16 protein-coding genes are annotated in these 14317 nt (G+C 39.4%); 5 read left to right on the top strand and 11 right to left on the bottom strand.

What is annotated here, in order from left to right:
• Nucleotides 1–117: 117 nt before the first annotated feature.
• From cbpA to C5L21_RS02670, 5 genes are all read left to right on the top strand, one after another.
• Nucleotides 118–765: a cyclic di-AMP binding protein CbpA gene (gene cbpA / locus C5L21_RS02690; protein WP_004901521.1), complete on the top strand. Its 648-nt coding sequence runs from the start codon at nucleotides 118–120 to the stop codon at nucleotides 763–765.
• A gap of 186 nt (nucleotides 766–951) precedes the next feature.
• Complete coding sequence (locus C5L21_RS02685) at nucleotides 952–2652, top strand: glycoside hydrolase family 13 protein (protein WP_085699598.1); 1701 nt, start codon at nucleotides 952–954, stop codon at nucleotides 2650–2652.
• Nucleotides 2653–2669: 17 nt separating this feature from the next.
• Complete coding sequence (locus C5L21_RS02680) at nucleotides 2670–4079, top strand: glycoside-pentoside-hexuronide (GPH):cation symporter (protein ID WP_040190584.1); 1410 nt, start codon at nucleotides 2670–2672, stop codon at nucleotides 4077–4079.
• An 18-nt stretch (nucleotides 4080–4097) separates the two neighbouring features.
• A complete protein-coding gene (locus C5L21_RS02675; RefSeq protein WP_004901528.1) occupies nucleotides 4098–4343 on the top strand; it encodes a hypothetical protein in 246 nt (81 codons plus the stop codon).
• A 65-nt stretch (nucleotides 4344–4408) separates the two neighbouring features.
• A complete protein-coding gene (locus tag C5L21_RS02670; RefSeq protein WP_004905433.1) occupies nucleotides 4409–5395 on the top strand; it encodes a LacI family DNA-binding transcriptional regulator in 987 nt (328 codons plus the stop codon).
• Nucleotides 5396–5414: 19 nt separating this feature from the next.
• On the opposite strand, the gene C5L21_RS02665 is transcribed toward C5L21_RS02670, so the two are convergent.
• The 11 genes from C5L21_RS02665 to C5L21_RS02615 all read right to left on the bottom strand — a co-directional run bounded on the left by C5L21_RS02665 (nucleotide 5415) and on the right by C5L21_RS02615 (nucleotide 14291).
• Nucleotides 5415–6302, bottom strand: a complete 888-nt coding sequence (locus tag C5L21_RS02665; protein WP_004906724.1) for a prenyltransferase — start codon at nucleotides 6300–6302, stop codon at nucleotides 5415–5417.
• Between the two features lie 45 nt (nucleotides 6303–6347).
• Nucleotides 6348–6992 carry a DUF421 domain-containing protein gene (locus tag C5L21_RS02660; RefSeq protein WP_004905436.1) on the bottom strand — a complete coding sequence of 215 codons (645 nt, stop codon included), beginning with the start codon at nucleotides 6990–6992 and terminating at the stop codon, nucleotides 6348–6350.
• Nucleotides 6989–7432 carry a DUF3290 family protein gene (locus C5L21_RS02655; RefSeq protein WP_004906727.1) on the bottom strand — a complete coding sequence of 148 codons (444 nt, stop codon included), beginning with the start codon at nucleotides 7430–7432 and terminating at the stop codon, nucleotides 6989–6991. The genes C5L21_RS02660 and C5L21_RS02655 overlap by 4 nt, the downstream gene beginning before the upstream one ends.
• A 111-nt stretch (nucleotides 7433–7543) precedes the next feature.
• The gene (locus tag C5L21_RS02650) at nucleotides 7544–7954 is read right to left on the bottom strand and encodes a flavodoxin (protein WP_012305410.1); all 411 of its coding nucleotides are present in this window, start codon (nucleotides 7952–7954) and stop codon (nucleotides 7544–7546) included.
• A gap of 136 nt (nucleotides 7955–8090) precedes the next feature.
• A complete protein-coding gene (gene groL / locus C5L21_RS02645; RefSeq protein ID WP_004906732.1) occupies nucleotides 8091–9710 on the bottom strand; it encodes a chaperonin GroEL in 1620 nt (539 codons plus the stop codon).
• Nucleotides 9711–9785: 75 nt separating this feature from the next.
• Nucleotides 9786–10070 carry a co-chaperone GroES gene (gene groES, locus C5L21_RS02640; protein WP_004901550.1) on the bottom strand — a complete coding sequence of 95 codons (285 nt, stop codon included), beginning with the start codon at nucleotides 10068–10070 and terminating at the stop codon, nucleotides 9786–9788.
• A 150-nt stretch (nucleotides 10071–10220) separates the two neighbouring features.
• Nucleotides 10221–11054, bottom strand: coding sequence for a YitT family protein (locus tag C5L21_RS02635; protein WP_004905442.1), 834 nt, complete (start codon nucleotides 11052–11054; stop codon nucleotides 10221–10223).
• Nucleotides 11054–11431: a DUF956 family protein gene (locus C5L21_RS02630; RefSeq protein ID WP_004901554.1), complete on the bottom strand. Its 378-nt coding sequence runs from the start codon at nucleotides 11429–11431 to the stop codon at nucleotides 11054–11056. Before C5L21_RS02630 ends, C5L21_RS02635 begins: the two co-directional genes overlap by 1 nt.
• A 142-nt stretch (nucleotides 11432–11573) precedes the next feature.
• Nucleotides 11574–12485, bottom strand: a complete 912-nt coding sequence (locus C5L21_RS02625; protein ID WP_036058395.1) for a PTS system mannose/fructose/sorbose family transporter subunit IID — start codon at nucleotides 12483–12485, stop codon at nucleotides 11574–11576.
• 14 nt (nucleotides 12486–12499) lie between these two features.
• Nucleotides 12500–13309: a PTS mannose/fructose/sorbose transporter subunit IIC gene (locus tag C5L21_RS02620; protein WP_004901559.1), complete on the bottom strand. Its 810-nt coding sequence runs from the start codon at nucleotides 13307–13309 to the stop codon at nucleotides 12500–12502.
• 31 nt (nucleotides 13310–13340) lie between these two features.
• Entirely contained in the window at nucleotides 13341–14291 is a 951-nt protein-coding gene (locus C5L21_RS02615) for a mannose/fructose/sorbose PTS transporter subunit IIA (RefSeq protein ID WP_133286008.1), read from the bottom strand.
• Nucleotides 14292–14317: the final 26 nt, after the last annotated feature.

The raw sequence follows: 14317 nt of genomic DNA, 5'->3' as shown, positions 1-14317 counted from the left end.
TGATTATACGTGTGTCCTTAATAAATTTCTTAATCTTATATACCAGTATAACAGAATTCTGTGTTATCATGATATATGGCTATTTCATGATAAAAAAATTAATTTTAGGACATAGATATGATTCATAAGTCATTTATCACACCAAAATCAGATATTACAACCGTAACTGAAAATACAACGATTGCACAAGTAAATGAATTATTTAATTCTCCTGAAGAGGCTCACACACGGACAATGCCAATTTTAGATGAATCTGGCAAGCTTTTTCGGGGAAACGTTTACAAACAACACGTCTATGAACACATTGCAAAGCAAGGTGATATGAATTTGCCAGTTACCGCTATCATGCGTAACTCGACTAAGTTCATTTATACGACTAGTCAGTTTTATGAGGTATTTTTTGCTATTCGCGATTTACCATTTATTGCTGTTCTAGATGAAAATCATTATTTTACTGGGATTTTCACGCATGATGCTTTAATGGACTTATTGTCACAAAGTTGGTCTGTTCGCACTGGTGGTGTGGCTGTATCGATTGCATCACATAATACACAAGGTGATCTCAAGCTCATTTCTGGTATCATTGCACGTTATTCAAACATTGAGTCGGTACTAAGCCTACAAGCCGTTAGTGAAACAGTAACACTTATGTTCACACTGCCAATTAGTGTCGATAGTCCACAACTACAAAAACTGGTAAAGCATCTTGAGAAAAAGCGTTTTCAAGTAACTAGTATTGAAGATTTACAACGTTTCAATGCATAAACTGATATAGTTCAAACAATTCATGAGTCACTAACAATGGTGCTTTCCAAAAGTATCAAATTAGTCACTCTTTTTTTGTTACATAAAAATGTAAGCGCTTGCATAAAATGACACTTAGGCATATACTATAGTTGATAAATGGAACGTTCCATTTTAGTCGTTATGACAATAAAGGAGATGTATCACATGAACAATTCAAAGTGGTGGCAACAAGCCGTTATTTATCAAGTTTATCCCAAAAGCTTTCAAGATAGTAATCAAGATGGCCTAGGTGATTTGCGTGGAATCATCAGTCGACTAGACTATATTAAGCAGTTAGGTGCAGATGTGATTTGGCTTAATCCGGTCTATAAAACTGCTAATATTGATGGTGGCTACGATATCTCAGACTACCAAAGTATCAACCCTGACTTAGGCACAATGTCTGATTTTGATGCATTAGTTACTGAAGCTCATCAACGTGGTTTAAAGATTATGATGGATCTTGTCGTTAATCATACTTCTAGCGATCATGATTGGTTTAAACAAAGTAGTTCATCAACAGACAATCCTTATCGCGACTATTACATTTGGCGCGACCCAGTTGACGGTCATGAACCAAATAACTGGGGATCGTTTTTCTCTGGCCCTGCTTGGACCTACGATGAACAGTCCCAACAATATTATCTACACCTATTTGCTAAAGAGCAGCCTGATCTTAACTGGGATAACCCGGAAGTTCGCAAGGCCATTTTTCGTATGATGAATTGGTGGGCGGCAAAGGGTATTGATGGTTTTAGAATGGATGTCATTTCACTAATATCTAAACCAAAAAATTTAACAGATGATCACGCAGGTAAAGGCCAACCTTATGAAGATGCTGGCCAAGCTGTCGCCAATGGTCCCCATGTACACCAGTATCTCAAAGAAATGAACCAAGAAGTCTTATCAAAATATGATTGGATTACCGTCGGCGAAACTGCCGGTGTCACAACGGAACAAGCTGACAAATACGCTAACCTCGATGGTTCAGAGTTAAATATGGTATTTCAATTTGAACATGTCAGCTTAGATGGTAATGTGAACCCTATACTAGGAAAATGGTCTGATCGTCGTGTCTCATTAGTTGACTTGAGAGAAAATCTTGTTAAGTGGCAAACACAATTAGCCGGCAAAGCGTGGAATAGTCTCTATTGGAACAACCATGATCAACCGCGCGCAGTCTCACGTTTTGGTGACGATGATCCACAATATCGTGACTATTCAGCTAAAATGCTTGGTGCTATGCTACACTTCATGCAAGGTACGCCTTATATTTATCAAGGTGAAGAACTGGGAATGACCAATAGCGCGTGGCATGATTTATCACAATATCGTGATTTGGAATCTCTCAATGCCTATCATGAATTCGTTGATAAAGAAGCACTTGTCTCACCTGAAACTATGCTACGTTACTTACAGACAACTTCTCGCGATAATGCACGTACACCGATGCAATGGGATAACAGCCAGTATGCCGGTTTTAGTCAAAATAAACCCTGGTTGCCCGTCAACGATAACCATACCGAGGTAAATGCGCAACAGCAACTATCAGACAGCAACTCTGTTTTCAATTTCTATAAGCAACTCATCAAGTGGCGCCATACCTTGCCTGTTGTAACAAACGGTACTTTTAGTTTAGTAACAGGCAATGAGAAAGATACAGAAGTCTTTGCTTATACGCGTCAAAACAGTGATCAAACACTGCTAGTCATAGCTAATTTTACTGCAAATCAACTCACACGCTATTACGACATACCAAGTGATCATAAATTAATTGTTCAAAATTATACCGATGATCAGGGCAGCACACTACGCCCTTATGAAACGAAAGTCTACCTTTATCAATCAACTGCTGCAACTGATTAACAAGGAGGTCTTGTATCATGGATAATCATATAAATGCACAGGATAGTTATATTACAGGAAAACTGCCTTGGCGTGAACGACTCAGTTATGGTGCCAGTGACTTTGCCTGCAGCTTTACTTTTAGTCTTATTGGCACTTATTTAATGTATTTTTATACGGATGTATTTGGTATTTCTGCTGCCGCTGTCGGTACCTTAATGCTAGTTGCTCGTGTTATTGATGCCTTAGATGGTCCTTTCTGGGGTATTATGATTGACCACACACATACAAAATGGGGTCGTAGTCGACCATTTCTCTTATGGTTTAATGCCCCGTTTACTATTTTTACCATTCTCTGTTTCACCACACCCAATCTCCCCATGACCTGGAAAATCGTTTGGGCCTATGTCACCTATATTGGTATTGATGTGTTATATTCGGCCGTCAACATCCCCTTGACATCGATTCTGCCAAGTATGACTGCAGACCCTGATGAGCGCGTTGTCTTATCTACGATACGCTCACTCTTCTCAAATTTTGGTGGTACTTTAATTTCTGTTATAGCGTTACCATTAGTTGGCCTGTTTGGTGGCGCAAATAATCCACGGCGTGGCTTCTTTTGGTTAGCTGTCCTTGCTGCTTTGGTATTCTTCGTCATTTATTTATTTGTTTTTGCTAACTTAAGAGAGCGTGTCCAAACACGGCAGTCTCAAAAACCATTGCCGATTAAAACATCTCTCAAAGCCCTTAAGCGTAACTGGCCATGGTTAATTGTGATTGGTCTCAATTTTGTCTACTGGCTGGGTATGCAAACTAAAGGTCAAGTCACTATTTACTTCTTCAAATATAACTTACAGGAACCTGGTTTAGTCTCTCTTGCACTGTTCTTTAATGCCGTTGGTCTTGTCTCTGTCTTCTTAACCCCTTACGTCGTAACAAAAATTGGCAAGAAACGAACCTTGCTGGGCGGTCTACTGATTAGTATTGTCGGTCAACTTATTTTGGGCCTCGGCGCTTGGACTTTAAGCACAGTAACTGTTATTTTAGGCACAATTGTCGGTAACTTTGGTAACGGCTTTGTCGGTGCTTTAATCGCGGTATTATTAGCTGACGCCGTTGATTATGGTGAATGGAAAAATAACGTTCGTGCCGAAGGTATCGTGACTTCTGCTTCAAGTTTTACAGCAAAATTCGGCATGGGCTTAGGTGGCGCCATTACTGGCCTACTACTCTCAATCGGTCACTACGTCCCAAATAAAACGCAAACAGCTGCTTCGCTCTTTAGTATTGAAGCAAACTACGTTTGGGTCCCATTACTTGCACTCGTATTATCCTTTATTCTTATTTTATTCTATCAACTCACGCCAAACAAAGAACGGATTATGCGACAAGAACTTAATGCAAAACACCAAAAAGAAGCTGCCGAGGATGCAGCCTTCAGCAACTAATGAAATGAGGAAATAAACATGCTATCCGAAGACAAATTACAAATCGATCCCACTGAATTTGCGATGACAATCATTCGCAATACACAAAAAGAGCCGAAAACAACGAATACACAGTTCATCAAACAACAATTAACACTCTACTTAGAAACATATTATTTAATTAAAGATTTTAATCACCTTGAAATTAGTCAAATGGATCAGATGAAACAAAAGCAAATTTCCGAATTATTTGATAAAATATTATCAGGTAGGTTTCAACCTTAACATGTCAAAACGTCTGTATCAGACGTTTTTTTAGAAAATAAAAGTAGGTATGACTAGTGGTTAATATGAATGATGTTGCGCGCGTTGCTGGAGTATCGAGAGGGTCGATATCTAATTACATCAATGGTCGTCGTACAAAACCAGCAACACAATTGAAAATAGAAGCAGCTATTGAGCAATTAAATTACGTGCCCAATGCTACTGCACGAGCGCTCAAAACCAACAAGTCAAATTACGTTGTGCTAATTATTCCAACGGTCAACACCCCTTTCTTTTCAGAATTGAGCTACCACATGCAGCTATCATTAAATCAATTTGGCTATAAAATGATTTTATGCAATTCTAATAGTAATCCCGAAGATGAAATTGATTACATTCAAATGGCTAATATGCAAAAAGTAGCTGGCATTATTACCATGTCATATTCCGATATTGCTGATATTGTCTCTCCTAATATTCCACTCGTGGCTATCGAAAAACCTGTTTCGCCTCAATTTCCTCTCGTTGTATCTGACAACTATGCAGGCGGTCAATTAGCAGCCAAACAATTACAGACGCTCGGTGCCAAGAAACTGCTCTTTATTTCTAAAGCACCTGTTAAAAATATATCTAGTATTCGAGAAAAAGGGTTTAAAGATTTTTGTACTAAAAATAACCTATCAGTTAGTACCTTTCTGGCCTCTGACTCACCTGATTTCATTAACGACTTTGAAGCATTCATTATTAATCATACTCACAATCATGATTTTGCTTACGATGGAATATTTTCAGATGCCGATGAGTATGCCAGTGATTTTTGGCATCTGCTTATGCAACAGCATATTGATGTTCCCAACACTGTCCAAATTATTGGTTTTGATGCTGCGCATGTTTATAAACGCCAAAAAATTTTTTTATCCTCAATACGTCAGCCTGTAGAAGCCATTGCCAAAACAACTGTGGAAAAATTATACGAACAAATGGCGTCACAGCATCCCGTATCCCAAGCAACAATTACAACTTTGCCTGTTACTTTTCAACAAGGTTTCACTACAAAAAAAGTTAGACCATAAACGGTCTAACTTTTTTAATTCAAATCAATATACCAGCAAGAATCGCTACTGTCATACCGAGCATAACAATGATTAAGTTTTTGATAGCCAATATGAAGGTCTCTTTTTTGATTGGCCGGGCAGTAAAATGACGCGCATTACTGATAATCAAAGGTAACAAAATAATAATTGCATAACTTGTCACCGGTAACCAACCAACGTACGTCACAATCAACAACGCCACCACGGCTAATATTGCCCAAAATAGATAAAGCTTTTTTGCGGCAGCGATACCAGTATAATGAACAATCGTATGTCTGTTGTTACGTTCATCTTCAGCATGGTCTGCGATATTATTGGCCAACATAATTTCTGCAATAAACACTGTCAAAGGCAAGCTGACCATAAACCATTGCCATAATACACTTGGCATCGGTACCATACGTGTATTGACATATACCTGGGCAACAAAAATGAAATAACCCATGGTGATGCCTGAAACAATTTCTCCAAAAGGCGTATTAGTAATTGGTTTGGGTCCTGCCGAGTACAAATAACCAATTAAAAAGCTGACGATACCAATAATCCATGTCACATAATCAGTACGCACAGCAACTACAACACCAGCAATGGCGGCAATCAATGCCAACCCTGCAGCAACGTACAGTACCTGCTTGTTAGAAATCACTTCACCTTGTGCTGCTTCACGCAAAAACTCATTTTCTTTTTGTCGTTTTGAGTCTTCATAGCGATTAAATGTATTAACTGCTAAATGAACGCATACTGTCGCGATTATGAGTAATAGTGCGTTGGTCCAATTTAAACGGCCATATTGCCACTGACTATAGGCTAATCCGACCATTAAAGGGGCCACACTAGGAATCACAACACGAATCTCAACTAAGTCTAAAAACTGTTTTGGTGTCATTTTTTCAACCTCTAGTCTTTTATTTTACCAGAAAAATATCGTCAGCTAACTTTGAGTTTTATGATAAGCAACTAACCGCACCTCACCATCAATAAATTCACCAATAAAGATATCGCCAATGTGCTGATAACCTTGTGCCTTAACCTGATCATTGAGCCAGTCTTCTGTTTTATCAACCATCTCTAATACATCCACATTAATTTGGCCATCGTAAATAATGGGATACTTAATGCTATCATCACCAAATTCTATCACAGTTAATTGCCCATTCTGCTCCAAAATAGCCCGCTTGACGTCTGCAATTTTATAAATCCCTTGTGTCCGTAGCTTAAACATTAATTCATCAGCCGTCATACTGGCACGTAACACATTATCGACACGAACTTGACCACGTTCAATCACGACGCGTGGTTGCCCATCAATTAGCTTTTTAACAAGGTTGTTATGTTGCTTAGCAAATTTCAACGACATCACGAGCATCGTCCAAATAATAAGCACAATCGTAAATTGGAAAATAGTAATGGTATCGGAATAAATCACTGCCCCAATAATGCCACCTAATACATAATTTTGAACCTGATCTAGTGCTGATGTAGGCGCTAAATTACCTTTACCCATAATATTAATTTGGATAATTAACGCTAACAAACCAATCGCTAATTTAATTAAAATCGGAAAATAGGTTGTCATTTGATATAGTTAATCTCCTTTGCTGTAATATAAGTTCGCGTTAATGTATAAGACTGTTGGTCAGGACTAATTGTCATCCGAAAAAACTTGTCCTTTATTTTAACAATCATGCCATCATTGATCGTTTTTTGATTAAAATAGAGGTCATTTTTACTTACATGTTGTGTCTCAGCAACTTTTTGTGCAAAAGAAGGCATCTGCGTTACTTGTGTATCATTTGACTTTGCTTGTTCATAGTCTGTATATCTAGCACCTGCTAAAAATAAAAACAACAATAATGCAATAATACTTAAGTCTCGATATTTAGTATTATAACGATTTCGTAATGAGGCAACTGCACCAACCGCCATTAATCCAAAAACAACTACCATAGTATAAATGACAATCGTATCGTTCAAGTTAGCATTCTGACTTAAAAAATTAACACTATAAAAATTCACAATCTATCTCTCCCCCGACCGCTTTTTAAAACAATTCAAACAACAATAAAAAGCGCAGTTTATGTTTATTACAAACAGCTGCGCTTTACTCATCTTAATTAAAAAACACTTCTATAACTGTTTAGGATCAAAACTGTTATCGATAACACTATTTGGGGCTAATTGTTGGAGCGTTTTGAGACTCATACTAACGGTGCTTGTTCCGCTCGTTATGAAAGGCTTAATCGTCTTTCCGGATAAATCATTTACTGCCAAAAATCCGCGCATAGCGTGTGCCATGTCCATGCCATACATTGGATAACCGAGATATATCGTATCATCTGATAACACATCTGTCGGCGCTTTTTTGACTTCTGGTATGCTCTGTGTGGCAATTTCCTTAGTAATACGTGGCGTTGCTAATATTGTACTACTTGGATAGGGTACAACTGGTTCGATAGCATATAAGCGATCGCCTGTTTTGTTGGCTATCTCCTCTGCAACCTTTTTCGTATGCCCACCCTGTGAAAAGTAAATAATCATATACGCCTCCAATGATTGCTCGCTGGCAACTCTTAATTAGTTTCTATGACAGTATACCGCAACCCTGAAGCTTTATCAATTCACAAAAAAACGATAAACCCTATCAAAAAGGTTATCGTTTGACTGTATCACTTCATTACATCATGCCTGGCATACCACCTTGTGGCATAGGCATAGGTGTTTCATCTTTTGGTTCTTCAGCAACTACCGCCTCAGTAGTCAACAACAAAGCTGAGACAGAGGCTGCATTTTGCAAGGCAGAGCGTGTTACCTTAGTTGGATCCACGATACCAGCGGCAATCATATCAACCCATTCATCAGTTGCCGCATTGTAACCAAATCCTTCGTCTTGATCTTTCAACTTGTTGACAATTACTGAGCCTTCAAGGCCAGCATTCTCAGCAATCTGACGTACTGGTGATTCAAGCGCCTTAATCACTGTGTTAATGCCAGTCTGTACATCGCCAGCCTCTGACAAAGCTTCTACAGCAGAAATGGCATTAACAAGCGCTGTGCCACCCCCAGCAACGAAACCTTCTTCAACAGCTGCACGCGTTGCGTTCAAAGCATCTTCGATACGATACTTGCGTTCCTTGAGTTCAGTTTCGGTTGCTGCACCAACGTTAATGACGGCAACACCACCAGCCAATTTTGCCAAACGCTCTTGTAACTTTTCGCGATCAAAGTCAGAAGTTGTTTCAGCGATTTGTTGCTTAATTGTTTCCACACGCGTTGCTACAGCTGCTTTGTCACCACCGCCTTCAACAATCGTTGTGTTGTCCTTTGTCACATTAACCTTGCTTGCTTGTCCAAGCTGATCAATTGTAACATCTTTCAAATTCAATCCAAGATCTTCGGTAATAACCGTACCACCAGTTAAGATAGCAATGTCTTCAAGTTGTGCTTTACGACGATCACCGAATCCTGGTGCCTTAACCGCAACAACATTAAATGTACCACGCATCTTGTTTAGTACAAGTGTTGGTAATGCTTCACCGGTGATATCATCAGCAATAATTAGCATCGCGCGACCTTGCTCAACAACAGCTTGTAACACAGGCAAAATATCTTGAATGTTACCAATCTTCTTATCTGTAATCAAGATGTATGGATTATCCAAGTTTGCTTCCATCTTGTCATTGTCAGTTACCATGTACTGTGACATGTAACCTCGATCGAATTGCATACCTTCAACAACATCGAGTGTTGTTTCAATACCCTTTGATTCTTCAATGGTAATGACACCGTCATTACCAACCTTATCCATTGCCTCGGCAATTAAAGCACCTACTTCTTCATTAGCCGCTGAAATTGAAGCAATCTGAGCAATTTCATCTTTTGTATTAACTGTATGTGACATTTCATGCAATTTTGCGACAGCAGCCGCAGTTGCCTTTTCAATACCCGTACGGATACCAACTGGGTTAGCCCCAGCTGTGACGTTTTTCAAGCCTTCTGCAACGATTGCTTGTGTCAAAACCGTTGCTGTTGTTGTGCCATCACCAGCAATATCATTTGTCTTTGAGGCGACTTCAGCGACTAGTTTAGCGCCCATATTCTCAAAATGATCTTCTAATTCAATTGCTTTAGCAATTGTTACACCATCATTTGTGATCGTTGGTGCGCCGTATGACTGTTCCAAAACAACATTACGGCCCTTAGGACCAATTGTTGTCTTAACTGTGTCAGCAAGCTTATCAACGCCAGCCTTCATCTTAGCACGTGCATCTTCTGAAAACTTTAATTCTTTAGCCATTGTTAAAATACCTCTTTAGAATTTTTATCGTTATATTTTGAATTCACTTAAAAAGTGACTACGTCTCTTTTGTTGTTACTCAACAATCGCAACAATATCCTTTTCATGAAGTGCCAAATAATCTGCCCCTTCAAATGATACTTCTTGCCCTGCATACTTATCAAACAAGACCTGATCACCAGACTTAACTGTTAGGTCTTGCTTTGAACCATCGTTTAGAACATAGCCTGAACCAACAGCCACAACTTTACCTGTGACTGGCTTATCCTTGGCATTATTAGCTAAAACAATGCCACCAACTGTTTGTTCTGCAGCTTCTGTTACTTCAATAATCACGCGATCACCTAATGGCTTCAACATGAGACAATACCTCCGATTTTTAAGTTTTAGCACTCTTTTACAATGAGTGCTAATTACAATTTTAAGTATAGCACTTTACCATGAATTGTCAATAAAAAAAGCACATTTTCATCATTAGAAAATGACTTCATCTGCTTAGGTAATTGTTCTCTATAAGAAAGTTCCACCATGTGCTTCACTGATATCATAAGCTATCATAAATGCTTCTGGATCAACTTGGTGCACACCGCGAATTAAACGATTATAATCGTGGTTATCTAAAATAACCATTAACATTTCACGACCATCACCAGTATAACCACCACGAACATCCATTGCTGTATAACCAGTCTCATTTTCTGATAAATAGTCTTTAACTGCATTGATGTGATGATTACTTGTAATATAAACCATCTTGCGTCTATCTAATCCAGTTTCAATATAATTCATGACAACTGCGGTAATCATCAAAGAAAAGAAAGCTAATAATAATGCTTCGATCCCTTCCGTTACTAAGTTACCTAACGAGACAACCATATCAATAACTAACAATGAAACAGCCGGCGCAATACGAAAATATTTTTTTAAAATCATTGGCGGCACTGCTGTACCCCCACTCGATGCATCAACACGATACAATAATGCCACGCCAATAGCAAAAATAGTACCGCCCACAAGCACAGAAAAGGTTCTATCTGTTAAGACTTGTTCACTAGGTGTGATTTTTAAAAGAATTGGTAAGATAAGACTACCAAATGTTATTCTGGCAGTTGTCCCTCGATCAAGAAACACAGCTGCTAAAACAATCATAATGATATTGATGGCGAGTACCGTGACAGCACGATCAACACCAAACAATTCGTTTACTAAAATAGCAAAACCAGTTGCACCACCAGCAGCTACTTTAGCGGGCGCATAAAAAAAGTTAATACTAATGGCAACAATTTCTAACGCCGTAATAATAATCACATATCGTAAAATTTGATACTTCTGTAATAATTTCATTAAACGCCTTTCTTAACGTGCTTTTTTTTAAATATTCTGAGTAGCCGTTTAATTAGTGTTGGATTTTTGAGTACTTTATCGTTACCCAGATGCTCGCGTATTAATTTTAATATCTTGCCAGCTTCAGGTGACGAAAAATCAAAAACACCTTTATCCGTTTGAATTTTAAAACGTCGACCAATTTTATTTTTAGAAACACTAGCATAGACAACCGTCATATTGGCCCAAGGGATTTGAATAAAATCTGACACATTATTATCATTGAAGAACTCGAAAGCGCGATCGCCAATTAAAAATTTGCCGTATTGCGCACCGATACCCAAATAGGAAATACCTTTCGTTGTTAATTCGGCTTTTGAATTCAGTGATTGTACCATGCTTTTCCTCCATCAGAAAACTTGTGATAATTAACTCTATTTATCGTATCATTAAATTGAATACGTTCACAATGGTTTGTGTCATTTATATGTACAAAGGCGCTCGTCGCAGAAGACGAGCGCACTTTATAAGTTATGATAATTACATAATGTGAAGTACACGCATGAGGATTCCAAAGATAAAGATACCAATAATCATAACAATCGGTGATACTTTCTTCTTAAGTAACCACATAGCTAGGAATGTCAACAACAAGCCCATTAACCCAGGAATCAAGCTGTCTAAGTTACCTTGCAATGTATTAGGTGCCATTTTAGTTAGTGACAAGCCAGATGCTTGTTGTGACAAGATTTCTTGCAACTTACCACCACTGACTGCACCGTTAGGGAACTTGATATAAGCGCCTTCAGCTAACTTCTTAGCTGGCAATTCAACGGCAAACTTAATCGATACCCATCGCTCAACCAACACAGCTAGAATGAACATACCAAGAATTGATGCACCCTTGGTAATATCCTTTAACAAACCACCAGATAAATCTTGGGTAATTGCTGAACCAGCCTTATAACCAAATTCCTGTGTATACCATATGAAAGACATACGGATAACGTTCCACAAAACGAAGAACAAAATTGGGCCTAATATGTTGCCTCCTAATGCTAATGACGCACCAAGCGCACCTAAGATTGGTCGCACAGTGAACCAGAACACTGGGTCACCGATTCCGGCCAAAGGACCCATCATACCAATCTTAACACCTTGAATCGCTGTATCATCGATTGGTGCACCATTAGCGCGCTCTTCTTCCAGCGCCAATGTTACACCAATAATTGGCGAAGCAACATAGGGATGTGTGTTAAAGAATTCCAAGTGACGCTTTAGGGCAGCTGTACGGTCTTCTTTTGTCGTGTATAATTTTTTAATTGCTGGGATTAAGGCATATGCCCAACCCACGTTTTGCATACGCTCGTAGTTCCATGAGCCCTGCAAGAATTGTGAACGCCATGCAACAGACATGCGATCGCTACGTGTTAATTCGATTTTTTCAGCCATCATGTTGCTCCTTCCTAGTACTGGTTCAAAATGTCGCCGACTGGGTCACCCGAGCCACCACCATTTGAACCACCGCCACCATTACCACCCATCTTTGATAGGTTAAGGTAAATCAAAGCCAGAGCAACACCGATTGCACCAAGGGCAATCAATGTTAATTGGCTAACGGCAGCTAATGCGAAACCGATAGCAAAGAATGGCCATACTTCGCGTGTTGCCATCATGTTGATAACCAGAGCATAACCTACGGCAACAACCATACCACCACCGATAGTCATACCACCTGTCAACCAATCAGGCATAGCGCCCAACGCATTTTGAACTGCTGAAGCAGGAACTGCAATTAGTAAAGCGGCGGGAATTGCAATACGCAACCCTTGTAGTAAAATACCAACCAAATGCAAACGTTCGATTGTCTGATACTTACCTTCTTTAGCCGCCGCATCGGCACCGTGTGTCAAACCAACAGAGATTGTACGTACAATCATTGTTAGGAACAGCCCAGCAACCGCCAACGGAATGGCTGATGCTACGGCAACACCAATTCCTGATGTTGAGAAGTTATTACCCTTAACCATGATAATGGCTGAAGCAACTGATGCTAGCGCAATATCAGGTGCCACAGCGGCACCAATGTTGGCCCAACCAAGGGCAATCATTTGTAGCGAACCACCCAGCACAATACCTGCTGTCAAGTGACCGGTTACTAATCCAATTAAAGTTGCCGAAACCAATGGTTGATGAATCTGAAATTCATCTAAAATACCTTCCATACCTGCAAAGAAGGCAATGATTACGACTAAAATCATTGCGATAATAGACATAGTTTAAACACCTTTCCTAATAAACATTCATTTATTGAACGTTAGCTTTTTTAATTAAGTCAAACAAGTTAGCCTGGCTGTCGCTTGGCACTTTACGGACGTCGAACGAAACACCTAAATCACGCAACTTTTCAAATGCTGCAACATCTGTTTTGTTCATCGACAATACTTTGTTGACCATCGTCTTACCTTCTGAGTGTGCCATTGAACCAACGTTCAATGTTTTAATTGGCACACCGCCCTCAACGGCACGTAACACATCTTCAACCGTTTCAAACAATAAGAACGCATCCACACCGCCAAAACGATCGTCTTTGGCAACTTCTACCATTTTACTAATTGGTACAATGTTTGCCTTAACTCCATTTGGCGCAGCTTGCTGGATTAAATTCTTACGCAGTTCATCACCAGCAACAGCATCTGAGACAACGATAATGCGATTTGCTTTTGAATCCGGTGTCCAAGCTGTTGCCACTTGTCCGTGCAACAAACGTGTGTCCAAGCGCACAAGCTTGATGTTGATGTGCCCTTCTTTCAAACCAGCAATTGGTGCGTCTGACTTGGCATCTGCTGGTGTCGCCTCTTCAGCTTCAGGGACAGACTTAACACCATCTTTAGCGACCGGCACTAAGTATTTAGCTAAGTCAGCCGCAGTATTCATACCTAAGCGACCACCATACGCCTCGATCAACATAGGTAAATTCAATCCAGCAATAATAGCCTTATGCTCAGGATCTTGCTGCTGAATCAAACTCGCACGGTTGAACGGCGAACCACCCCACAAATCAACTAGGAATAAGGTGTCATCATCATTATCAAACTTTGCTAATGCTTCTTGATAATGCTTATCTAAGTCATCTGGTCCTTCGGTATGCTGAAAAGTCACGACTTCAACGTTTTCTTGTTCTCCGAAAATCATTGATCCTGACATCAAAATGCCCTTTGCAAAGTCACCATGACTGGCAACAATAAGATTAACCATTGATAATCTCCTTCTCAATAAATTGT

Source organism: Leuconostoc citreum (genome assembly GCF_004354555.1).
Taxonomy (GTDB): Bacteria; Bacillota; Bacilli; order Lactobacillales; family Lactobacillaceae; genus Leuconostoc; species Leuconostoc citreum.
This window is presented reverse-complemented; position numbering and strand designations above follow the sequence as displayed.

Bases quoted from the DNA above. Each gene is read 5' to 3' on its own strand.
- C5L21_RS02670 (WP_004905433.1), top strand. From the start codon at position 4,409: ATGAATGATGTTGCGCGCGTTGCTGGAGTATCGAGAGGGTCGATATCT.
- C5L21_RS02635 (WP_004905442.1), bottom strand. From the start codon at position 11,054: ATGAAATTATTACAGAAGTATCAAATTTTACGATATGTGATTATTATT.
- groES (WP_004901550.1), bottom strand. From the start codon at position 10,070: ATGTTGAAGCCATTAGGTGATCGCGTGATTATTGAAGTAACAGAAGCT.
- cbpA (WP_004901521.1), top strand. From the start codon at position 118: ATGATTCATAAGTCATTTATCACACCAAAATCAGATATTACAACCGTA.
- C5L21_RS02675 (WP_004901528.1), top strand. From the start codon at position 4,098: ATGCTATCCGAAGACAAATTACAAATCGATCCCACTGAATTTGCGATG.
- C5L21_RS02615 (WP_133286008.1), bottom strand. From the start codon at position 14,291: ATGGTTAATCTTATTGTTGCCAGTCATGGTGACTTTGCAAAGGGCATT.
- C5L21_RS02685 (WP_085699598.1), top strand. From the start codon at position 952: ATGAACAATTCAAAGTGGTGGCAACAAGCCGTTATTTATCAAGTTTAT.
- C5L21_RS02665 (WP_004906724.1), bottom strand. From the start codon at position 6,302: ATGACACCAAAACAGTTTTTAGACTTAGTTGAGATTCGTGTTGTGATT.
- groL (WP_004906732.1), bottom strand. From the start codon at position 9,710: ATGGCTAAAGAATTAAAGTTTTCAGAAGATGCACGTGCTAAGATGAAG.
- C5L21_RS02630 (WP_004901554.1), bottom strand. From the start codon at position 11,431: ATGGTACAATCACTGAATTCAAAAGCCGAATTAACAACGAAAGGTATT.
- C5L21_RS02660 (WP_004905436.1), bottom strand. From the start codon at position 6,992: ATGACAACCTATTTTCCGATTTTAATTAAATTAGCGATTGGTTTGTTA.
- C5L21_RS02680 (WP_040190584.1), top strand. From the start codon at position 2,670: ATGGATAATCATATAAATGCACAGGATAGTTATATTACAGGAAAACTG.
- C5L21_RS02620 (WP_004901559.1), bottom strand. From the start codon at position 13,309: ATGTCTATTATCGCAATGATTTTAGTCGTAATCATTGCCTTCTTTGCA.
- C5L21_RS02625 (WP_036058395.1), bottom strand. From the start codon at position 12,485: ATGGCTGAAAAAATCGAATTAACACGTAGCGATCGCATGTCTGTTGCA.
- C5L21_RS02650 (WP_012305410.1), bottom strand. From the start codon at position 7,954: ATGATTATTTACTTTTCACAGGGTGGGCATACGAAAAAGGTTGCAGAG.